The sequence below is a fragment of the Ruegeria sp. Alg231-54 genome (genome assembly GCF_900143525.1).
Classification (GTDB): Bacteria; Pseudomonadota; Alphaproteobacteria; order Rhodobacterales; family Rhodobacteraceae; genus Ruegeria.
The window spans coordinates 80,087-101,925 of record NZ_FREZ01000024.1 but is presented as its reverse complement, the minus strand read 5'-3'; the positions used below and the strand labels follow the sequence as shown (position 1 = coordinate 101,925).

Sequence of the window (21,839 nt, the reverse complement as noted above, 5' to 3'; positions counted from 1 at the left end):
AAGTTTATCCGGGATAACCTTTGTACTCAGTGCCTGGTGTCTCACCGGCATTGGTCGTTTAGATTTGCTGCGCGAAGCATGAACGGCTGCTATTCTTATTGCTAGGCAGCATGAAGTTTTACGCCTTTGCAGAGAATTCTGTGCTACGAGCGCTCGCAGCGAAAATTCGACACTTCTGCAATGGGCTCCTTGCGGCCATTCTCCGCAGGTTGCTTGAACGTCAGCTCGGCCTTACGAGCGATCTGCGCGACCAGAAAACCTACTTCGACCACTTCCCCATCGGGCTTTCAAAAACCTATTCTGCTTTCTCCCTGAGCACCCTGACAGCAACCGGCCGCCTCTGGTCCCCGGTTTTCCGAAACTGGATAATGACGTCAATCATCGAGCGGCAGTATTCAAGGATCTCGGAATAGGTTAGGCCGGTATCCGCCTGCAGAACCATCAGAGCCAGGCGTGATAGGGCGGATTCCGGTGATGCTGCGTGCAGCGTGGAAATCCCGCCTGGATGGCCCGAGTTGATGGCGGACAGGAAATCATAGGCTTCCGCACCGCGCAGCTCCCCCATGATGATCCGTTCCGGCCGGAACCGCATACAGGCTTTCAGAAGATCGCTGCTCGATGCGTTCTTGTTGACCACCAAAGACACCGCGTTGGGCTGGCTGGGTCGGATCTCCAGCACGTCTTCAATGGTCATGATCCGCTCTGAAGGATCGACTTCGCCAAGACAGGCGCGCAACCAGGTCGTTTTGCCGGAGGATGTCCCGCCCGATAACAGGATGTTCCATTTGGCCTTGACGGCCGTTCGCAGAAAATCACCAAAACCCTTGTTCTCGTAGGCGTGGAAAACAGCCTCATCGGCGGGATCAACGCCGGATTTCAGATCGGCCATGTTGGCGTCCAGGTCAGGCAAGCCCTGCATCAGATCATCGAGCGAAAGTTGCTTTGCCACGGCCCGGCGCAAGGCAAATGCTACGCCAGCCTCAACGGCGGGTTTGACCGCGACCTGCGCCCGCCACAATGACCCGTCGATTTCAAACTGCGACCCGGCCAGCGGTGTTTTTTCTGAAATAGGATTACCGCCAGCCAGGTCATGTGCAAGCGCCTCTGCATCATCCTCACCCATGGGCTGGTCCAGCTGGCGCATGGCAGGCTCACCGCTGCGCTCGATCCAGATTCTGCCGTCTGGATTCAGGACGATTTCAGACAGGAGGGGATCGGAGAGCAATTGCCCTCCGAACACCCGATTCAACGTGCTTTTCAAATGACGGCTCATCGGCTTACGCTCCGGTCGCCCTTGGCGCGTTCTTCCCGCTCCCTGCGCCGCTGCTCCTGCACCGCAGGATCACGGTCAATCTGTCGATCGACGTGTCTAACATCCCAGGCCGTGCGGGTGACATTGACGCGTTCCGGCTCGTCGGTCTCCGGGTTCCGGCGTGAACGTGTGACTTCTTCTTTGCCCGCTTTGACGAACGTGGCTTTGTCACCGATAGAGATATTGTTCCGCGTCATCTGGTCCTGCAGAGCGGTGCCCCAGATCCGTTCCGGCTCGTCTTTGCCCTCGATCTTCATATCCACATAGAACGACTTGCTATTCGGATCGTCGGGGCGCGCCAGAGCTTCTTTGGCATCGACGATGACGCCGGTAACGCCGGTTTCAACAGAGACCTCCTGCCGAACAGTACGGTCCTGCTGGCCTTTTTCTGCAGGCCGGTCGGCGGAGGCATCCCTTTTGATACGCGCAGCCTCTTGCAGTGGTTCAAGCCCGCGTTGTGCCTCACGCGGTGCGCGCTCGATGTCGGTGGCTTTCCAGGCACGACGGTTTGCCTCGATGTTCTTCTCTTCGCCGGTCTTTGGATCGACCTTGCTGACCGTCACTCTCTTGTACCCGTCATGGGCAAGCGTAGCCGTGTCACCGATGTTGAGATTTTCACGCTGCATCAGGTCGGGCAGATCGATGCCCCAGACGCGGAAAGGCTTGTCGCGCCCATCCACCTTCAGATCGACATATGGCGAGAGGCTGTCTTTCTCGTCGTCTTTGTAGAGCGTAGACCCCGCCTTGACGATCTGCCCGCGCACGCCCGCGTCCAGGTCGGGACGTTGCGGTGCAGTGCCGGCGGCGCGGGCATCTGGGGCCTGCCCTTGCTGTTCACGGCCCGGGCGCGCATCGCCTTCAACACGATCCGGTGCGCGGCCTGCCACACGCTCCTGCACCCGGTCCTCAATCTCAAGCAAACGTCCACCAATCGCGGCCCGATCAAAACCCTGCCCCTTCATGGCCTGGATTTCATCCTGAACGCCGGTCTTGATCTTCTCCTGCAGGAAGTCTTCTCCCCTGCCCTCGGCAAAGGCGCGGTTGATTTCGCGGATCTCGCCACGGGCATCACGGTAGATCTCAGAAGCATCCTTATACGCGGTCTTCATGTCGACCCGCGCCTGGTTCTCGCTGAGAGAATGCGCGTTCGCCAAGGTCCGCACGTCCCGTTCGAACCAGTTCTCGCGAGTCTGGCGGTCCACATCGGCGCCATTTCGGATACGCGACAAGACTAGATCGCCATTGATGCCCATTGCTTCGAACCGCTCGGCCACTCGCCGGTCGGCATCCTTTAGCACCGCATTGGTGGCCGCGCTGCGTGGATCGTTTGCATCAGCGCGTGGGTCTCCCCGCTCTTGTCCGATAGGCTGGGTGCGTGTGGGATCGGCTGCGTCCCGTTCTGCTGCACGACGCTGGCGTGTCGGATCAACGTCATCGCGGCCCACCTCAACCTCATCGTCGCGTTCCAGGCGCTTGCCAAAGAATGTCCTGGTCTCTTCATCCATAAGCGGCTCATAGTCCCGCAGGACACGAGAAATCGCGGCCTCTGTCTGGCTGCGCTTATCCTCGTCCTCCATGGCTTCGGCCTTGTCCGTCATTCCTTTGATAAAGGTGCGGATGTCGCTGCCGATGGCTTTCATCTCACTGTCGATGGCCGGGGCTTGTGCCGGGTCCATCTGGTTGGCGACTTGCGTATTCATGTCGATGTCCTCTCTCTCAAGAACCCCGCCCCGCAACAGGATTTTGGCTGCGCCGAGTACAGCCGTTGAAAAAGTGCCCAAGGTCTCGGCTCGCCCTGGGTATTGGGTTGTGAAGATGCCCTGACCCATCCCGGCCTGATGCGACCGGAGGGTTTTGCCAAGGGCGGCGTAATCCGCGTTCCGCTGATCTTTCATCGTCTGCAGTTGGTCCGGCGTGATCGGCCGTTGTCGACCGACACCAAAGAAGGGAAACCCGCTGCGCTGCTCTGGGGCTGGACGCTCGCGCAGATCGCGACCTTCGCGGCGCGCATGAATGCGCGCGCTGCTGTCCCGCTCGGGGCGTAGATTGCGGCTGAACCTGCTGGTCGCAGTCAGGACAATGCCAACGTCCCGCGCTGTCTCGACCTGAAGGTTGCGCAGATCCTGCATGGTGATCCCATAGCGGCCAAGGTGCAGAGCTTTACGCGATGCCCCTGCCCGGCTTATGATCAGATGCGTATGCGGATGGCCCGTATCGTCATGATGGGCCATCACGTATTTGTAGCGATCGCCATACGCACCGTTGGTCAGCCGCTCCCCAAAACTGCGCGCGGCCTGCTTGGCCGCTTCCCGGTCCGTATCCTTCGGGTAAGACAGGATCATGTGATAGGTGTAGTTTGTTGTGCGCGTATCCATTCGGGCCCAATCCTTGGCCCATTCGCCCTGGACATCGCGCAGCGCTTCCATCCCATGCGTCAGCTCGCCGGTGTCGCCCCGCTCCATCTCAACTGTGCCTTTGCGGTTGATGTAAGATAGCTGGCCTCCCAGCCGGCCGGACGCGGTGACACCGCCACTGCGGACAATCTTGACCACCGCCTGATTGGTCAGAAGCGCATTGGCAATCATACCGACCGGCCCGTCCGATGTGCTCTGCCGCTGTGCCCGCTGGCGGCGCGACCGCGCGGGGTTCTGACCAGGCCGCGATTTCAGGCTCGGAATAAGCTGAAACTCACCAAACAGCGCATCCCAGGCCGGGTCATATGCCATAGTAAGGCTGGTCATGTTTTGATCTTCGCCTTCGGTGACACACGCGCCGCGCGTTGCTTCTCGGCCAACCGCTCGATCTCAAGGGCGCGGGTAAAAGATCGCTCGTGGGCCGTGTCGGAATAATCCTCAAACAGCCGGCGCAACTCGCGGATCTCGACCTTCATCGCCGCTATCTGATCTTCGGTGCGCTTGTTGAGCCGGAACTTGCCGGCATTGGCTGCGCGGGTCATCTGGTTGAGGTTGTTCGCCATACCGACCAGTTGCACCAGGTGCGCATTGAACGCTTTGGCTACGAACTCTTCTTTTGTTGGAATGCCAAAAGCCACACGCAGGCACATACGCACCAAACCGGTAACGCTGCGCAGCTGCAAAACCTTCCTACGCTGTTCGAGGAACGCCCATTCGTCCTCGTCAAAGCGCATGGATTTTACGACGGATTTTGAAATGCCAGACGGCATCGGGGCGGCTCTCCTCGATCAGAAATCGGGCGAGGCCCCCGCAGGCCGCGCATATGTAGGTTCAAGTGTAGGTAGAAAAGGTGGTCGACTGCAAGTCCAGAAGAATGTGGGTACTACATTCTTCATAATCCCGCAAAGTAAGCGTATAGTGTGGTCGATCTGGTGCGGGAGACTCGACTATTTGCCCCATGCCGCTCACCATCTTCCGCTTGGCAACGGGTCGGTGACAATAGTCTTTGTGTTGCCGCCTTTTGGCAGGTTGTGATTGCCAGACGGCAACTGGCACCATGCAGAATACAAGCGGCAATTGCCAGTCCATCGCAAACCACTGGGCACGTGGCAAATGCCTGCTGACAATAGCAAATTGGCGTTCTAGGTGGTTGGTGCTTGATGATTGCTTAGAAAAGCAATAGCGTTGAGATCAGCGCGGGTGCGGGATCGCGCGATAACTTGAAATCGCGAGCCCGGTTGTGGCACGCCGCTGCGCGGCGTGGCTTTCGGGCGCAGACCCGGAGACCAAATTGAAAATCTACGCAGCCGTAAACTCCAAGGGCGGAGCGGGTAAATCTTCCATGCTCGTCGCCTTTGCCTCTGCTTTGCATCATCAGGGCAAACGTGTCCGTATCCTCGATCTGGATTCACAGGGCACACTATCGGAATGGTTGAATCCGAAGAACGGGCTGAACCCGCTCCCGGCCGACGAACTTCTGATCGAGGCCGGGCAGTTTTCCAAGGATGATGCCGAGAATGCCCGACTGGCCTATGCCCACATCCTTGAAGCTGAAAAGGCCGCGGGCTTTGACTATCTGCTGATCGACACCAAGGGCGAACCCAGCATGACCGCCGCTATGGCGATGGCTGTCGCAGACATGGTGTTGTGCCCGTCTGATGGCTCGTCGGCGGAATACAATCCAATCATGGTCACATACAGATCGTGTGAAGCTGCATTGAAACAGATCGGCAGCACGGCTGATCCGCAGGACAAGTTCCGGATCGTCTTCACCCGGCAATCCATCGCGCAGTCAGCCGGTATTCAGAAAGGCAAGCAGGCGCTGGAAAAGCGGTTCCGCTGTGTCGGCGGTATTGCCGACACAGCCGCCTTGGATGACGCGCTTCGGAGCGGGACAACGATCGGGCGGTTGATGGGCTTTGCTGAAGAAGCCAAGGAACAGGCTGAGACGCAAACGGCCAGGTCGAATGCGCGCCGCATGGCGGATCGCTGCAACAAAGCGTTGAGCAATGCAGATTTTGTGCTGAATGCCCTCAAGGAAAGCGAGGTCCAGCATGTCGCGGCCTAAGAGCATAGACAGCCTGCTTGCAGGGTCCGCATCTGATATCGCGCCGACGGTGACGGATCTGAACAAGCGGGAACAAACCACACAGGCGGCTGAACCGAAGCCCGAACCTGCCGAAGAGCAGGCGACGAAACCCAAAAATCCTAAGCCAGTCGAAACAACGCCGCAGAAAAAGGCCCCTGCCCGTTCCAGTGAGCTTAGCGCCGAAGGTCAGCCGATCAGGGTTCAAATATCGACTTCTGACGGGAGTGAGATAGCGGCAGCACTGGAAGAGGTCCGCAGCAACATACCTGCAGCATTCCAGAAGAACTTTAACCTTGGCGCCTTTTTTAAAGAGGTCCTGCAGGACAATGATGCAGAAATCGCCGTGATGATCCGCAACAACTTGAATGGGGGCGCACAATGAGCAAACACAAAAGCACTACCAAGGAACAAAAAATTGAACGTAGCCCGATCCGGTTTCAGATTTCGGCACCGGAAGGCGGTCATGTCGAAAGGGAGTTGATGGACTTGCTGGCTGGCGTGCCGCAACCGCTAAGAGCGAGTGTGAACGTTGGACGTCTGTTCCGGCAAGTCATGTTGGAAAACGATAAGGAAATTGCCAAGATGATCCGAACAACGATGCAGCGCGAACAAGTACACTGATCCAGATTTGTTCGGTCTGTGCGACGCTCAAACGTCACGCTGGCGGTCAAGGCACCGCTGACCAAGGGTTACCCACAGGCTGACGCTGAGATATTTGGTGTCTCTGCTTACAGCCTGCTCCGGTCAGGCCAATTTCGCCCAAGGTTGAAATTGACCTCACTGGATAACCCTCGACTTTGCTGGCGAGTAGGCAGGAGCAAAAGATAGGGCGGCTTGCGCCGCCCTGCCCTCGTGTCATTCGGTGACGTCGTCATCGTTGTTCCGTTTTGGGAAGGCCACCATTTCGACGCCGGGGAACATGTCGTGCTTGACGGAGATCGAGGTGATGTTGCCTTGCTCATCGGTGTGTACAAAGGCGACCCCGCAGCGGTTCCAGAAGGTCTTGCCTTCTTTTTCGCCGGTTTTGACATTCAGTTTCAGAGTTTGAGTTGCCATGATTTGATCCTCGCTATGACGTGTTTCGATGAACATGGCTGAAGCGGTCATAAAGGGGACGTCAGCAGGTAATTTGTTCCGCGCGGAATGCGCTGCAGGCGCAGGGGAAATTACCAGTTGAAGCAAAGTGCCCGGCACGGGCGCTGCGCGGCCTCCCCGACTGCCCGCTTATGTTCATCAGAGAAGAAACACGGGCGGCGAGGATCTTCACTGGCAACGGGTTTGAGGCTGTCAGGCCGATCGACACGGCAAGACCTTCCGGGGCCGATGCGTGCGGGTCGATTGAACAACGGGATTCAGACAGGTGTGGCACCATCACTTCGATCTGACCCAAACTCATCGCTCAGATCCGCTAGCGGGTGGCCGTTCTGAGGTGGAATGAACTGCGGACCAGAGATCAGAAAACCTTGGCGGCACAAACCGTATTTTCGTGTCAGCGGAGGTGAAGGGACCGACGGTCCGGCCCTGTCCCGTGCTTGCGCGGACCAGGTTAATAGCCGGACACAATCTGCGCGGATACAGCTAGGCGCAACAAGTCGATGATGTGCCGGGCGCCTTTGCGACCGTCCGAGCGAAGCGTCAGTCGCGTAGCCTCTCGGGGACGCAGACCCCGAGAGGCAAGGGACACCAGAGTGTCTCAACAAGCAATCTGACCCAACGTCAATGCGTAATTTTTAGGAAAAACAACAACCTACATTTAACATCTTTACACTCGCGCGGATTTCGATCTCGGGACCACCGCGAGGAGGGCGAAGTCAGCGTAGTGAGTGGCGTTTTAAGGGGGTGGCTTCGCCCGAACCAAAAGCCCACAAAAAATGGCCCGTCGAAGCGCGCCAGTTGTTCTCACCACGAGAAAAATCAGAAATTATTGTCTGAGGCTATCGCTTGCGCGCGCGATCAACAACACCGTCAGCGGTGATCGTTGCAATGCGATCCTCGGTCCGGCGGGTCATTTCAACGCCATCGCCCGTCATGTGGGACTCGGCATGTGCGGTGAGTTTGAAAATGCTGCCATCAGCGTCAACGTGAGTTTCATCATCCGCAGACCGGCGTTTTACTGAGCCGTCATATCCAATGACGATAGTCGTGCCATCCGCCATGCGAACGTGGACAGTATCGTCATCCACGGCCACACCCTGCCACCACATGTCAGCATCGCGCCGCACCACAATCCGGTTCGGATGCATTTTGATCTCAACGTCCTGAGTGGTCTTTGGATCGGCGGCTTTCACAACCACGATGGCTTCCTGCGTGCCGGGATCGTCATGAATACCCGCACTACCGTTCTTGGGCGGCCAGAGCTTAGCCTGATCGCGCTGCTTTCCGTTCTGGTCCTTGTGAAACCCGACATACATCTGCGCAGATTTCCACACGCGGCGGGCGGCGTTCTCAACCTTCGTTATGGCGGTTGTATTTGTCATGGCTACCAGTCCTCGTAGTTCCGATTTGTAACCCGGCTTATTGACGATTCTCGCACCGTCTGGAACAGGGCGCAATGCGCCCTGCCCTGTTTGTTTCAGAGGCAATCAGGGACCCAAACTTCGATGCGAGCTTGCTGTTCGGCGGTGATACGCAAAGCCTTTTGATGCTCTGGATCGTTGAACAGCTTGTGCAGCGCCTCAACCTTCTCGCCCTTCTTGGATTTGCTGAAAGCGCGGTAGTCGTCGGTATCCAGATGCAAATTCAGAAGGTCTTTATAGAGGTCGTCAAGCTGCCAACCTTTCAACCGCTTGAAACAGTTGGTTGCCGATGGCGTCCAGATCGCGCGCATGTCAGCGCCGATTTCTTCCATGATGTCCGCCATAAACTCGGGCCGTTGGGTCATGAAACGCCGCGCGAGAAATGCTGTGATTTCACCATTGCGGACCTTCTTGCCCAGATTGCGGAACGCTTTGAAGGCTTCAACGCTGCCTTGACCTGCCATTTCCTGAAACTGGTTATAGGCTTCCTCTGCTGCTTCGTCGCGCTCACCGCCAAGGCGCGGATCAAGATTGTACAGGTGGTCAATCTCCGGTGCGTTCCGCTCTGCGCCGCCATAACCGAAGCCAAACAAGCTGTTGTAGTGACCGGATGCTGGTGTCGCATAGAAGGCAAACAGGCTCAGAACAAATTCCGGCTTATCGAGCATCGCCGTTTGAATGGCACCCAGCCGGATCGCAACCATGTCGTCAATGAACTTCTGAGAGAATGCGGGCTTGTCCGCATCAGACGTTGTTGATTTAGATGGTTTAGAAGGTTCCGCAATGAGGTCTTGTTCAATCGCGGCATTCTGATCCTCGGGCTTGATAAGGCCACGCAATGCCGAGATTTCACCATTGTGACGGACAAAGACCATGATCCCGCCCAACGCCTTCTGCTCGGGCTGATATTCACCATCCAGAATCTTTTGCATCGCATCCAGTTCGGCTTTTCCGGTCTCGTCCAGCGCGTTCCCATCTTCAAGCTCGGCCAGTTCGTCAAAGCGTTCAACCTGTTCCTCGGTCAAAATCCCTTCAACTTCGGGGGTCTGTGCAAAACCGTGGGCGTCCCGAACCTCATAGAAATATGGGTTGCTGTCGTCCGTTGTCATGGCCCATGCCCAGCCTTCCGCCTCGCGCAGCTTTTCGGCTTCCTCGGCCAGTTTCTCGGCAAACAGGTGTTCCAGCAGTTCAGGGTCATTGAACAGGGTTTCGTTCTGGAACAAATCACTGGTGACGGTTCCGCCTGCTTCTTCAAAGGCATCCTGTCCAACAAACTTGGCTGTGCGGTCTGTGTTGCGCACTGAATCCGGTGTCAGGGCTTGGCGCACATAGTATTCATTGTACAAGCGCCCGGTTTTTGCACCTTCCAGTGCTTCAAGGATTTTGGCCTCGTCGTCACAGATGGTCATGGCCTTAGCGATGCCTTGGCTGATTTCCCCGGCTTTAACGGCATCCAAGACGGGATCAGGCAGACCGGCCAGCGCGAGGCGGCGGCGCACGTGCGCCTCGGTTACGCCGAATGCGTTGCTGATCTTTCCAACAGACAGGGATTTCGCGGCCATTTTTCCATAGGCGCGAACCTCGTCAATCGGGTCCAGTTCTTCGCGGGCTGTGTTCTCGGCATTGGCCCATTGCTCGGCCACAAAGGGGTTATCGGTGATTTTGACCGGCACCTGTGCCAGATCGGCGCGTTCCGTGACAGCGATGTTGAGGGCGCGCAAACGGCGGCCACCTGCAACGATGGCAATCTTACCGTCTGCATCGCGCAAACCGTTGAGGTTCTGGATCAGGCCGCATGTGACGAGGCTGTCCGCCAGAAGGGCAATACCTTCCTCAGCTACGTCCTGACGCGGGTTGATGTCTGACAGGTACAGATCGGACAGGGAAACGGTTTCGATGGTTTCCGGTGCGGTGAATGTTTCGAGTTTGCTCATTGGGCAAGTCCTTGTCTCAAAGCTAAGTTTTTGTTATTGGTGCCCTACCCCTTGCGGGGTAGAGCGTGGCCGCTTAGGCGGCTGCTTGAGTTTTCAAAAAGGCGAGGCCGATCTTGGCGGAGAGACCTCCCTTTTTGATCAGCGCATAGGCTTCACGCTTACGCTGTTCGATCATTTCAATGCTCATGGTGTTCACCTCCTTTCGTGCGCAGGTCGCGCGTTGGCCGTTTTAGAACCGGACTATTCGTCCACGCTGAAAACGACCGTTTTATCCTCGACCGTGTAAGGCACGGCCTTGGACAAAAGCTGTTCGATGGCGGTGTTGGGAACTGTGGGGAAGCTCTGGCACATGCTGTTCAGCAGAACCGGACGATCATCTGCGAAGTGATAACCATTGATGGCCCAAGCAACTAGGCCGGGTGTGTGTACCAATTCGGACGATCCGAGACGATATTCAGTCATAACAACTCTTTCTTTCGTGGCGATGCGGTTGCCGGTGTTTCCCAGCTTTCCGCCAATGGGCGCGGCCTCTCTGTTCTGTTAGCTGATAGATGGACCACATCTATCGGCTGGCAGAACAGGGTGGGCAAAGCCCAGCCTGTGGCCTGGGGCGGGACTGTCATGGGGTCGGAGCGGCAAAAAAATGGGAGGGAACCGCGCGCTTGCGCGTGGGAGGAACCGGGTTTTTTGACGTGGAGACGACGCGCACMGCGCGGCGCTTGCCTCTTGACCGGCCCGACGCAGGATGCGGGCGGATTAGAGCGTATTCAGGACATATAAATGAAAAATGTTCGAACTCCGCGTTCGAGCCGAAGGCGAGAGACAGCGGAGTTCGATGCAATAAAACTGAATGTGATCGGGATGATGGGACCGGCCTGCCGGTCACAGCAGCCCCACTATTGGACAATGCCAGGGTCGGGGTGAGCGCGCTTTAGCGCGTCGATCCCCTGCCCTGTCCAATAATCAATGTGAGCCGCGCGCCGCGCGCGGATCTCCCAGACCAATTGCAAAAGCGGGCGTTACCCTATGGGCCGAAACAAGTATGTCCTGGCGACCATTTGGCCGCGGTTAAGCTGGCTCGGGACGAGACAGATTCATCGCTACCTGGGCCGAAGGGAGAAAGGATGTGATTGGTTCGGATCGGAGGCCGGTGTGCCGGCGTCCGACTAGCACGCGGTCTCGCGCCAAAAGGCGCGGGATTTGCCCGTCTCCACAAATTTATTCAGCCGCCTCTTGAAGTGTGTACACAAAATAGGTACATATACTTCATAAGCGGCACGTAGAAGGTCGTCCTGAGCAGAACGAAAATATGAAACCCGATCAAGGAAGTAGACAGTCAAAATGCCCAAACCTCGCCAGTACCAAACAACAGAAGGCTTTGACCATGCTCCTCGAATGGGACGAAGACAAACGTCAACAAAACATCACCAAACATGGCGTGGATTTTCTCTATGCCGCTTTGATCTTTGAGGGTCCGACCCTCACCAAAACAGATGACCGACACGACTATGGGGAAGAACGGTTTATCTCTCTGGGCTTGGTTGATGGTGATCCTTTCACCGTTGTCTACACCATGCGCGGCGAGAACATCCGTCTAATCTCTGCCTGGAAAGGAGGTCGGAAGGACTATGAAAAATACAAAGACAGCTTCCCTTGAGGAAATTAGGGCGATGCAACGTCGCGGCAAAGTTAAAGCGCCGAGCGATGACGCAGAAGCCTTGGATATGCCTGATGGTTTTTGGGATGACGCCGACATTGTTGAGCGCCAGCCAAAACAGTCTGTGCATCTGCGTGTTGACGCAGAAGTTCTTGAATACTTCAAGTCTGGCGGCAAAGGCCACCTAACTCGAATGAATGCAGTGCTGCGCACCTATGTTGAGGCGCAAAGAAGCCGGGGCTAAAGCTCCCGGCGTTTGGCTGTAGAATTGATTTTGATGACAACTAAATTGACCTCGATGCTGAGGCTCAAGTCGATTTTCTGAAGCTGTTTTCTCACGGCTCTTAGGCGGCGAGCTGCTAGTTTGCGAAGCTGTTTTGATTTTTTGCGAATGTATTTCATGTCTGTCTCCTGTTGAAAATTCGCGGCTCCCGAACACGCCGGGAAAGCAGACCAGTCAACACGCGCGGCACGCGCCCTGTAGGGCTTGGTGTTTACGGGTCTGCGCGGCGTGTATCTTGGCCGCTCATTTTCATCGGGACAGATCTAAGGCAGGCGCGCGAAAAACAGAGGTTCGCAACGGAACCGGCGACCTGGGGCGTTGTGTGCAGAATTCAGAGTTTGGAGAGAAAGGCAGTCGGCCCAGACTCGCGGCAACGATCGGGCCGACTGGCTCAAAAGAGCGTTTTTGCCGATTGCCATCGGCTTAGTGAGATTAGCACGGCATCAGCAGACGTTACGGCCGATCCGTTCCGGCCGCCACGCGGCCCCGTGCGCGGGAAGCGCACAGTCCTGGCTAATCGGGGCGGTGGCCCCGGTTCGCCGGGACGCCACAACCGATGGCGGCTGGTTAGCCCGGATAGGGGTTTGCCGGTCCGTAACGTATGCCAGCCTCGACAAAGCAGCCGTTGCGGCCACTCAGCCAAGCGCGATGAAATGACGACCGCGCAAGGATGCGGCGGAGTGGCCGGGGCATTGTCCACCCGCCATAGCCGGACAAATAAATGCGGTGAAGAATTTGATTCATGGGCGTCCTCTGGGCTGAAATTGTGAAAATGGTGGGCGTGCTGGCCGACCTGAAACAACCGCGCGCCACACATGGCGGCGCGCAAACGATGGTCAAACCTCCTTTCCGTTGCTGTCAAACCGGCGCACTAACTGAAAATCTATGAACCCAGACGAAACCAGATCGACAAAATGTGCGCGGGCTTCGTCTGAATCGGTGTAGGTTTCTGGGTCGGCTCCATCCGGCAAGTCGATTTCGAAAAACTGCATTGCATCGCAAGCGATCCTGACAATTGGCTTTGTAGACATTGGCTTTCCCTCAGCGGCGGATTCTGATGATTTTCGTGTGAACGCTGGCCGCCGCAAAGGTGTCTGGCGGCAAGGTTTCGAGTTCCTCGTCCTCGTCGTGTTGGAAGGTGACGGGGACCAGGGCAACAAGGGTTGCCGGTTCATCATGCCCACCCCGCCCCAGCAGGGACAAAGCCGCCTCGATGTGGGCGCGTACCTGCTTAAATGGCGGGTTCATGATGATGCGGGGAAACTGCGCGCGGCCTTTGACTTCCTCCGCGTACTCAAGAAAACAACGGTTGATCGTTGGGCCGATGGCGCGCAGTTTTGCCGCAAGAGTGTTGTGGCGCTCGATCATGGTCAATTCGCAAGTGCTGTGACCTGATGCAATCAGCGCTCTTGCGAGCTGGCCGGTTCCGGCGCTTGGCTCCAATGTCAGATAGTCTCCTTGCGCGCCGAGATAACCGACCATCCGCGCGGCTACAGGATCGGGCGTCACGTGGCATTCGGTGAACTTATCAACGGCGATAACCTCGGGGGCCTTCAGCTCGTCCAGCTGGGGCGGGTCCTGTCGCGGCCTAACCGGAATGGTTAGGGGCTTGTTCGGGCGGTAGTAGATGCTTGGTCGTTTCTGAGTCATCGTCCGAGCCTTTCAGCTTCAAGGGCGTTTGTGGCTTGATTGACGATCCGTTGCGCCGTGTTGGCCTCGATTCCGGTCTCCATCAAGCGGCGCATTGTGACCGCCTTGCCCAGAACGGACAGGCGCGAAAATCCCGCTTGAACGTATTCCATCGGGTCAGCTTCAACGATCTGGCATTCGCCCTCTGTGTGACCGTGTTTGATGGCCTTTTGCCGCATCCCCTGCAAATTCTCGGGCAGGATTGCCGCGCCCTGAGTGAGCGCGACAGCGTAGGTGTAAAGGTGGGTTTCCCAATGACGGGTCATTGCGCAATTTCCTCATCAAAATCGGCGGGGGCGTCATGCTGTTTTTGATCGGTGATCAGGATAGCAGCCCACCCAGCCGAGAAACGCGGCCCTTCGTGGATGGGGTTCGGTGCGATCCGCACCCGGAAAGCGCCACAAGCTGAAAGCCGCGTTCCCCTGTAGTCGGTGCCAATTTTGGCAAATTCCGCTTTGGTCATTTCCACCTGTGGAACAAACTCGACTGTTCTATCCCACGGGTTACGAACCAAAAATTTGCCGCTCTGCGCTTTGAAATTCAGAATAGGCGGTTTTGCCGGTTTCTTTTCGGGCGGGACGTATCCGCAAGACTGCATCAAGTCGCGCCACTCGTCGGCGGATAGCTCGACGGTGCTGCCATCGGCCACATGAGCGGGCAACGGGGCGTCACATTCCACAGAAAACAGATCGTCATCGACCTTATTCCCCTTCGGTTTGTCTGCGCCGTGTTCGCGGACAAACATTTGCAACAGGGTCGGCGTAATCTCACCTTCAAAGCGTGGTACATCGCCCAGCATTTCGCGTTCATATGAAAGGCGGTTCAAGGTGTGAGTGATCCAGCGGGACAGGTTGTCATTCTCGATAGTGCGTTTTGCAGCCTCGATGCACTGCGCGCGGGCCTCTGCCGGTGTGGTCTTGCCGTCTGCGACTGCCGAATAGAGACCATAAGGCACCGAAGGGCTGCGGCCCAGAATGAAGCTGATTTGCTTGTCAGTGGTCGCGCTCTCCCACATTGCCAAGGCTTTATGCGCAGCGTTCAACCGGCGCTGAAGGTCGCGCAGCTCGGCCAGTAGTTTCTTGATCCGGCGCGCGCGCACCTTGGGGTCATTCTTCCGGTTTGCATGACGCTCGACACCTGCCGCGCGATATTGCCAATAACCGATAGCGCCATGAGCTTTAACGGCTTTGTCCATTGCGTTGTGCATCCGCTCTTGAGTCTTGCGGGCTTTGCGCTCGGAGTGATGCCCGACAAGGATAGGCTGACCAAATTCGAATGCGCGGGACAGTTCGTCAGCGGCCCGGTGAAATGCGTTTGCCTGTTCTGCGCGCTTCTCTGCGATCCCGTCCAGGCGTTCCGCTTTAATCTGCGCCCGTTCGGCAAGTGTGGTTTCTTCGGGTTCAATCTCGCCTGCCAATTCAAGTGCAAGGTTTTCGCGGGCGACGGTCCACATAGGGGCAACAAACAATTCCTGTTTAGGTGCCCACTTGAAGCCTGCGGCTTTGACCTGCTGGAAGGTTTCGGCGTCCAATCGCTCCGCTGCATACAAACGGATTTTGTTGTCCTCGGGTGAATAGGTTGCAGTGATATCAATATCAAAATCAGCCATTCGTGGCGTCTCCTTATCGTGGCGATGCGGTTGCCGGTGTTTCCCAGCTTTCCGCCAATGGGCGCGGCCTCTCTGTTCTGTTAGCTGATAGATGGACCACATCTATCGGCTGGCAGAACAGGGTGGGCAAAGCCCAGCCTGTGGCCTGGGGCGGGACTGTCATGGGGTCGGAGCGGCAAAAAAATGGGAGGGAACCGCGCGCTTGCGCGTGGGAGGAACCGGGTTTTTTGACGTGGAGACGACGCGCACMGCGCGGCGCTTGCCTCTTGACCGGCCCGACGCAGGATGCGGGCGGATTAGAGCGTATTCAGGACATATAAATGAAAAATGTTCGAACTCCRCGTTCGAGCCGAAGGCGAGAGACAGCGGAGTTCGATGCAATAAAACTGAATGCGATCGGGATGATGGGACCGGCCTGCCGGTCACAGCAGCCCCACTATTGGACAATGCCAGGGCCGGGGTGAGCGCGCTTTAGCGCGTCAATCCCCTGCCCTGTCCAATAATCAATGCGTGCCGCGCGCCTCGCGCGGATCTCCCAGACCTATTGCAAAAGGCGAAGCGAACGGGCGTTACCCGAAGGGCCGAAACAACCATGGGCAGGCGACTTGTGGCCGCGGTTAAAGCTGGCTCGGATGAGACAGATTCACCGCTACCCGGGCCGAAGGGAGAAAGGACGTGATTGGTTCGGGTCGGAGGCCAGCGTGCCGGCGTCCGACTAGCACGCGGTCACGAGCTGAAGTCGCGGGATTTGCCCAGAACATCACAACGGAGTTTCAGATGGGTAAAGGCGCCAAACTGTAAGAACGCGAACGCCTATGCGGCAAGCTCGCTCCCGTCAGCGCCCCGCGCACCGCTATCGCAGGTTGCATGATCAGCGCGACAATGCTTCCATGAGGCCATGGAACAAACACAGAATTTTATCTCCATATTATTTGTAGTCTTACTAATTTTGTTGGCGCTTTCGTCACCAGTTTTTTACATTCGCTTACGTCGAGCCAAAAAGTCCGCGCTGGCAACATCCGAAAAGGCAGAGAAAGACTTAGATGAGCTAAATGAAAACTGCCTCGCTGAATTGAAAAAAGCTCAAGATGAAGCCAATCAAAGGGCAGAAACCACTCTAGCTGAGCACAACAAAACGCTGGAACGCTACGCCGCAATAGTTGATATGGAAGCCGAAGTAGAGCGGCTCAAAGCTCTTGGTCAAAACCAAGTTGATGAAGCTCAATCAAAGGTCTCCAAGCTAAACGGTGAGGCCCGCGCAACACAAGATAACATCCGCGAACTGCAAGAAAGCTATAAAGAAAAGCGGGTCATCTACGACAGGCTAAAAAGTGAACTTGCGATCTTCGACGAAAAACTGGCACTGGCAGAACTTGGGGTCTACGAACCTCATTTTGATTTTGGTGATAGTGAAACATTCAAAGCGGCGACTAAAGATACCCGCGATGATCAAAAGGACATGGTTAAACGTAAAACGGCTGTCTTTGGCACCAAGGAATGGACCGTTGATGGTAGTGTGAAGAAGGGCGAAATAATGATAAATCGCGCAGTTCGTATCACGTTGCGGGCCTTTAATAATGAATGCGAGGCGGCGATAGCAAATACCCGTTGGAACAACGTACAAGCGATGGAAAAGCGGATTGTTCGAGCGCGTGACGCTATTGACAAGCTGAATGCGTCTAACAATGTCATCATTTCCGAGGACTACTTACGAGCCAAGTTGCGAGAACTACGCCTTACGCACGAATATCGGGAGAAATTGAAGCTGGAACGTGATGAACGCGCAGAGGCATCACGCCTAGAGCGAGAAGAGAAGCGTCTCTTGCAAGAAGCCAATGCCGCACAAAAAGAAGAGGTTCGTTACCAGCAGCTTTTGGAAAAAGCGCGGGCGGAACTTGGCGTTGTGACCTCTGACGCACATCGCGCAAAAATCCAAGAGCTGGAGAATCTCTTGGCTGAGGCCCACGCAAAAACTGAACGAGCGCAAGCAATGGCTGAAAAAACCAAGAGTGGGTTCGTCTACGTCATTTCAAATATCGGTTCGTTCGGCGATGATGTTGTGAAGATTGGCCTAACAAGACGGCTTGATCCCACTGACCGTGTTCGCGAGTTGGGCGATGCTTCAGTGCCCTTTTTGTTCGATACACATGCTATGATATTTTCAGAAGAAGCCCCAGCACTTGAAGCAGCTTTGCACACTGAATTCGCCGCACAACGGATAAATGCGGCAAATATGCGCAAGGAGTTCTTCCGGGTGACGCTATCGGAGGTCGAAGAGGCTGTGCAGCGTTTGGCGCCTGACGCAGATTTTCATACCGACATTGAGGCGCAAGAATTTTACGAGACTTTGGCGAAGAGAAAGGAACTTGCGGACCGCCTCGCTGAAAACGATGCTAGAGAACTGCCCGTCGAGATTTAGTTCGCCGCTTCAGTCGCAGCAGGCATACGGCCCATAGCTGCATTCTACCTATATGCTGTACGCTGCGTTAGCAGCACGCATTCCGGACATTCGCCACGACCGCAAAACCTGACAAATGTTGAACTTTACGGAGCATAGGACCAAGCAGATTTTGCAAATCGCTCAAGGATTATTGGGGAGGTTGGGAAAAGCAGGCCTTATCGAGTTCAGCTTGCGGACCTTAGTATTAAATCCCCCAAGCCCAGTTTTGATAATCCTCATAGGTTTTCGCCAAGTCGTACATGGCCATGTGACTCTTGATTGAGTTTGCATAAGGATAAGAAGTTGTTGGAACCCCAGAAAAGCTACCTGTTGCACTGTAAGGATCTGCAACAGGCGTGCCACCGTAAATGGCATTGTAGTTGCTGTTGATGGTTTTTAGCCAAGCTAATCCAATCATTTTAGCACCTGCCGCTTGGAAATAGGCTCTTGCTCCCTCAAATGAATTCCCAGACGTACAAAAATCATCCACGACGAGGATGGTTTTCCCTCGTAGCGACACCGGGTTCTTATATGGCTCCTTGCCGATACCTTTTCGCGGTTTTCGGTTCAGTTTGATAGTATTCAATTGGTTAGCAACATCCACGGCAACATTTGCCGTGCGGGCAGTTTGAGATTTGGTCGCGGTTGTATGCCGTTGGATCAGATCGGGCAGAAACTTTTTTCGAACAGTGCCTGCGAGAATGCTCAATGCACTTTCAACTTGTGGCGGCCCTGAAGTTATTGAATGTCCGGGGTAACATGTAACGTAGTCAATTTCATCGACTAGACCTGACAAATATACTCGAGCCGCAAGCAAGCGTCCCCAAAACTCGTCATCATCGATGCCAAATTTTGCTGTATCTTTTGCTCCTTGGCTGTAGTCAAATGCCGCCTTGTAACGTGCTGACAACGTTGAATACGGACCTAAGGCATACGCGCGAAGATCATTGTCCTCGATGGCCCAAAACCAATCCGTGAGCCGCAAGCATAAACAGTCTAAAAAGCGCCCCACATCCTCCGGTGACGCAAATTGAAAGCCATATGGGTTTTCTTCTCCGTGCCAAAGTGCATTTAGGAACAGAACCCTTCCGTTGTTCGCAGTCTTCATGTCGTCGGTAGTGTTTCCAACGTAGACTACTTCGTTGTGCTGCCAACCTTCGGCAGCCAAGATGTCTTGGATCGCTTTAGCTCTCGGCTTGTAGTCCATGTTTTGGCCACCATAGTAGAACGTTTGTTCCCCAAGGCGTTCGTTAATCAACTCCTCAAATGGTTTCTCGCTCGGCTGTAAGACCCAATGACTATTCGAAGCAAATACGGTCTTGATTCCTCTGGAGTGCAAAAACGAAATTAATTGCACAGTCCGCTCAAACAATGGCGTGTTGAACTGCCTTTGAACAAGCACTCCTCTCAGCGAGAAGATTACACCCTTTAGTCCTGCCATTATTCCTCAAAAAGCTCCATCTGAGGTTTTTGAGATTCGGGCACGTAATATTCGGCTTCTAGGCATTGAGCGACAAAATCCTTGAAAGCTTCGCCTTCATCGGGAAGCGTGAAAATATGGCCTTCTTGATCGGGAAAACGAACTTTTGTTTTGTCCCAGCTTGGTAAAGTCAATCCTGCAATTGGGCGCCTTAGATCGCGTGCGAAACGAACTGTATGTGCGGTCCCACTACGCGGTGCCCATTCTACCGGCACCAGAACTTTACCCAAGGCTGCTTGCAATCTGTTTCTTTGCACAAAACTTGATTTACTATAGCTTTCGCTCGGCAAATATTCCGAGACGACGGCTCCTCCGGCTTCGATTATTTGTTTGCGGAGGAACTCTGAACCACGCGGATAGTCATTCAAAATACCCGTTCCAAGAAACGCGATTGTTGGTACGCCTTCTCGCAGCGATGCCTCGTGGATAGTCTGGTCAATGCCATCGGCTAAGCCACTCACAGTGGGCACACCCCAAGCCTTTAGACAGTACCCTACGTATTGGCACAACCACATGCCACCATCTGAAGGCTCTCTGGTCCCAACGACGGTCATAGATGGCCGGGAAAGGACGTCCACCGAACCTTGTACAAACAGCCAAGGAGGTGGACTAGATAAACAAAAAAGCGACCGAGGAAACTGATCATCATCCGAGAACAAAACGGTAATGTCATCCCGAGAAAACGTGTCTAACAAGGACCTGGCTCGGGTTAACGCCTTATCACGGACTTCCTGCCAGCTAGAACCAGATTGGCCAGAAAGTCGCGCGCCATGATGTCGAAGATAGCCCAAGGCTTCGTCGGTATTATCTGTCTCTAAGACCTCGTGAAAAGTACGTCCGTTGTTTTTTATCGAATTCAGGGTTTTAGAACCAACACCTTTTATCGCACCAAGCGCCAAGAACGCGTACAAACGATCTTTGGTCGAACGGGATGTTTTTTCCGCGTTATGCAAAGCGCTGTTTTGCGACTGATCGCTCCATTTGTGCATCGAATAAGTTATGTCTGCGCGGACGCTCATTATTGCCCTCGCGAGGCTCTCAAATGTTGCTATGAAGTTCGCACATTTCCACCCCATGTTGCAAGTGAGTCGCGGGCGCAAATAGGCATATATTGCGCGTAGCCATTTGGTTCCGCCGATATGTTGGATTTGACTGATTAGGCCTGAGCGAGCCACACAGCGTCTGAACGGACGCCGGGGTTGGGCCCCAACCGGCGCGGGCTAAAGCAAGCATTAGCGGGCGGTTGAACGGGCTGGACAATCCGTTGACACGCGCGGGTTAAAGCGGCCCGCGCGTTTATGTTGTGACTGATTAGCAGTAATCATCCATGCAATCGTTGTAATCGTCGCCAGTAAGTTCGCAGAAGTGTTTGAGCGCGCCCTGCAATGTGAAGAACTGGTATTCGCTGCGATGGTAGAAAAGCTCCCCGTGAATGGTTACGTGGGCCACCGCCCAGTGCTTAATTGCATCCGAACCGGGGTTATGGGTCAAGACAACCAAGGCATCGTCCGTGAGTGAACGTTGGACAACCAAGCTCTGGTAGATGTCATTTCTGGCGAACACCTTACCAAAATCTAGGTTGATAGCGTATTGCGTGAGAGCGTCCTCTAACACCGCTTCGGGGCATTCCGGAAACTCCGTCGGAACTCGCCATTTGACCTGCACAACCGATGGCGTCAGAGACTCGTATTCCTCCGGCTCTGGTTCGAAATCGGCTCGTTCGCGTGTGCCATACAGCCATTCGCCAACAGCACCGCCACTTGGGACCGATCCGCTCTGAGCCCATTCCTGGAAGCGCGACTTTGTTCGTTCGGCTTCTTCCTTCGTTACGGTTCGCATCCAAGACACATCCGGGAACACCTTATCGCTCTGAATCGCCCCCGGGTCGGTGAGAAAGGCTTCGATTGACCCATAGACCAGCTCTATTCTTCTGGCGGTTATCTCGTTTAGCAGGGCATTCTCCAACCGTGTGAGCCACCGCAAATTCTCAGGCCGGTTATTGGCACGGTTCGTGTCGATATGATCGACTACATGCTGATCTGTCGGCGGCCGACCATGAAAGGCCGAACAGACAATTCGATGGACCTGCACCCCAGCGATAAGGTGGTAACCGGTGGTTTGATTCTGTCGGCCAAATGTCCACTTTTTATCTAAAGGTCGAGCACGCTGACGATATTGGTTTAAGCGGTACACTGCACCGTTATCTCGGACTCTATATCGTTCGTCGCGATATTCGACTTCGACTTCCTTTTCGTAGACTTCTAACAAATGATCTTGATCGCCCGCAGGCGTGCTTTTCGGATTAAAGTCTGGCATTACACTCTCCGGCGTAAAGTTGCCTCGGCCTTCCCCGGGCTGCTCGACCCAGTGCCGGTTATATATGGCAGACGTGAAACAAGACGCCAGGCGCTGCCTT

The 21,839-nt window shown here is 55.2% G+C and carries 22 protein-coding genes; 6 read left to right on the top strand and 16 right to left on the bottom strand.

The window, feature by feature from the left end; genetic code table 11:
• Positions 1 to 295: 295 nt before the first annotated feature.
• From DHN12_RS23470 to DHN12_RS23460, 3 genes are read right to left on the bottom strand one after another with little or no spacing between them, the layout of a single operon-like run.
• A complete protein-coding gene (locus tag DHN12_RS23470; protein ID WP_108862359.1) occupies positions 296 to 1,273 on the bottom strand; it encodes an ATPase, T2SS/T4P/T4SS family in 978 nt (325 codons plus the stop codon).
• Entirely contained in the window at positions 1,270 to 4,053 is a 2,784-nt protein-coding gene (locus DHN12_RS23465) for a relaxase/mobilization nuclease domain-containing protein (RefSeq protein ID WP_108862358.1), read from the bottom strand. The genes DHN12_RS23470 and DHN12_RS23465 overlap by 4 nt, the downstream gene beginning before the upstream one ends.
• Positions 4,050 to 4,496 carry a MobC family plasmid mobilization relaxosome protein gene (locus DHN12_RS23460; RefSeq protein WP_108862357.1) on the bottom strand — a complete coding sequence of 149 codons (447 nt, stop codon included), beginning with the start codon at positions 4,494 to 4,496 and terminating at the stop codon, positions 4,050 to 4,052. Before DHN12_RS23460 ends, DHN12_RS23465 begins: the two co-directional genes overlap by 4 nt.
• Before the next feature lie 521 nt (positions 4,497 to 5,017).
• Between DHN12_RS23460 and DHN12_RS23455 the strand changes: the two genes are divergently transcribed.
• The 3 genes from DHN12_RS23455 to DHN12_RS23445 are packed head-to-tail and all read left to right on the top strand — an operon-like array spanning position 5,018 to position 6,436.
• A complete protein-coding gene (locus DHN12_RS23455) occupies positions 5,018 to 5,794 on the top strand; it encodes a ParA family protein (protein WP_159090211.1) in 777 nt (258 codons plus the stop codon).
• The gene (locus tag DHN12_RS23450) at positions 5,781 to 6,197 is read left to right on the top strand and encodes a hypothetical protein (protein WP_108862355.1); all 417 of its coding nucleotides are present in this window, start codon (positions 5,781 to 5,783) and stop codon (positions 6,195 to 6,197) included. The genes DHN12_RS23455 and DHN12_RS23450 overlap by 14 nt, the downstream gene beginning before the upstream one ends.
• The gene (locus tag DHN12_RS23445) at positions 6,194 to 6,436 is read left to right on the top strand and encodes a hypothetical protein (RefSeq protein ID WP_108862354.1); all 243 of its coding nucleotides are present in this window, start codon (positions 6,194 to 6,196) and stop codon (positions 6,434 to 6,436) included. The genes DHN12_RS23450 and DHN12_RS23445 overlap by 4 nt, the downstream gene beginning before the upstream one ends.
• A gap of 234 nt (positions 6,437 to 6,670) precedes the next feature.
• On the opposite strand, the gene DHN12_RS23440 is transcribed toward DHN12_RS23445, so the two are convergent.
• From DHN12_RS23440 to DHN12_RS23420, 5 genes are all read right to left on the bottom strand, one after another.
• A complete protein-coding gene (locus tag DHN12_RS23440; RefSeq protein ID WP_108862353.1) occupies positions 6,671 to 6,922 on the bottom strand; it encodes a hypothetical protein in 252 nt (83 codons plus the stop codon).
• Positions 6,923 to 6,932: 10 nt separating this feature from the next.
• A complete protein-coding gene (locus tag DHN12_RS23435; protein WP_108862352.1) occupies positions 6,933 to 7,211 on the bottom strand; it encodes a hypothetical protein in 279 nt (92 codons plus the stop codon).
• A gap of 538 nt (positions 7,212 to 7,749) precedes the next feature.
• Complete coding sequence (locus DHN12_RS23430; protein ID WP_108862351.1) at positions 7,750 to 8,292, bottom strand: hypothetical protein; 543 nt, start codon at positions 8,290 to 8,292, stop codon at positions 7,750 to 7,752.
• 95 nt (positions 8,293 to 8,387) lie between these two features.
• Complete coding sequence (locus DHN12_RS23425) at positions 8,388 to 10,265, bottom strand: ParB/RepB/Spo0J family partition protein (protein WP_108862350.1); 1,878 nt, start codon at positions 10,263 to 10,265, stop codon at positions 8,388 to 8,390.
• 240 nt (positions 10,266 to 10,505) lie between these two features.
• The gene (locus DHN12_RS23420) at positions 10,506 to 10,727 is read right to left on the bottom strand and encodes a hypothetical protein (protein ID WP_108862349.1); all 222 of its coding nucleotides are present in this window, start codon (positions 10,725 to 10,727) and stop codon (positions 10,506 to 10,508) included.
• Between the two features lie 847 nt (positions 10,728 to 11,574).
• Between DHN12_RS23420 and DHN12_RS23415 the strand changes: the two genes are divergently transcribed.
• Positions 11,575 to 11,922 (top strand): BrnT family toxin, encoded by a 348-nt coding sequence (locus DHN12_RS23415; protein WP_234416771.1) that lies wholly within the window; start codon positions 11,575 to 11,577, stop codon positions 11,920 to 11,922.
• Positions 11,894 to 12,166 carry a BrnA antitoxin family protein gene (locus DHN12_RS23410; RefSeq protein ID WP_234416770.1) on the top strand — a complete coding sequence of 91 codons (273 nt, stop codon included), beginning with the start codon at positions 11,894 to 11,896 and terminating at the stop codon, positions 12,164 to 12,166. The genes DHN12_RS23415 and DHN12_RS23410 overlap by 29 nt, the downstream gene beginning before the upstream one ends.
• Here the strand turns inward: DHN12_RS23410 and DHN12_RS24550 are convergent.
• From DHN12_RS24550 to DHN12_RS23390, 5 genes are all read right to left on the bottom strand, one after another.
• Complete coding sequence (locus DHN12_RS24550) at positions 12,163 to 12,324, bottom strand: hypothetical protein (RefSeq protein WP_159090209.1); 162 nt, start codon at positions 12,322 to 12,324, stop codon at positions 12,163 to 12,165. The two genes, DHN12_RS23410 and DHN12_RS24550, sit on opposite strands and share 4 nt — an antisense overlap.
• 717 nt (positions 12,325 to 13,041) lie before the next feature.
• Complete coding sequence (locus DHN12_RS23405; RefSeq protein WP_159090207.1) at positions 13,042 to 13,197, bottom strand: hypothetical protein; 156 nt, start codon at positions 13,195 to 13,197, stop codon at positions 13,042 to 13,044.
• Between the two features lie 49 nt (positions 13,198 to 13,246).
• On the bottom strand, positions 13,247 to 13,855 hold the full coding sequence (locus DHN12_RS23400; RefSeq protein WP_108862346.1) for a methyltransferase type 11: 609 nt from the start codon (positions 13,853 to 13,855) through the stop codon (positions 13,247 to 13,249).
• Complete coding sequence (locus DHN12_RS23395; protein ID WP_108862345.1) at positions 13,852 to 14,160, bottom strand: hypothetical protein; 309 nt, start codon at positions 14,158 to 14,160, stop codon at positions 13,852 to 13,854. The genes DHN12_RS23400 and DHN12_RS23395 overlap by 4 nt, the downstream gene beginning before the upstream one ends.
• Positions 14,157 to 15,503 (bottom strand): DUF3560 domain-containing protein, encoded by a 1,347-nt coding sequence (locus DHN12_RS23390; protein WP_108862344.1) that lies wholly within the window; start codon positions 15,501 to 15,503, stop codon positions 14,157 to 14,159. The genes DHN12_RS23395 and DHN12_RS23390 overlap by 4 nt, the downstream gene beginning before the upstream one ends.
• Positions 15,504 to 16,401: 898 nt before the next feature.
• Between DHN12_RS23390 and DHN12_RS23380 the strand changes: the two genes are divergently transcribed.
• Entirely contained in the window at positions 16,402 to 17,922 is a 1,521-nt protein-coding gene (locus DHN12_RS23380) for a DUF4041 domain-containing protein (RefSeq protein ID WP_234416769.1), read from the top strand.
• Between the two features lie 226 nt (positions 17,923 to 18,148).
• On the opposite strand, the gene DHN12_RS23375 is transcribed toward DHN12_RS23380, so the two are convergent.
• From DHN12_RS23375 to DHN12_RS23365, 3 genes are all read right to left on the bottom strand, one after another.
• Positions 18,149 to 19,384 (bottom strand): hypothetical protein, encoded by a 1,236-nt coding sequence (locus tag DHN12_RS23375; protein WP_108862342.1) that lies wholly within the window; start codon positions 19,382 to 19,384, stop codon positions 18,149 to 18,151.
• Complete coding sequence (locus DHN12_RS23370; protein ID WP_199913575.1) at positions 19,384 to 20,442, bottom strand: DNA-processing protein DprA; 1,059 nt, start codon at positions 20,440 to 20,442, stop codon at positions 19,384 to 19,386. Before DHN12_RS23370 ends, DHN12_RS23375 begins: the two co-directional genes overlap by 1 nt.
• A gap of 292 nt (positions 20,443 to 20,734) precedes the next feature.
• Entirely contained in the window at positions 20,735 to 21,739 is a 1,005-nt protein-coding gene (locus DHN12_RS23365; protein ID WP_108862341.1) for an HNH endonuclease signature motif containing protein, read from the bottom strand.
• Positions 21,740 to 21,839 lie beyond the last annotated feature (100 nt).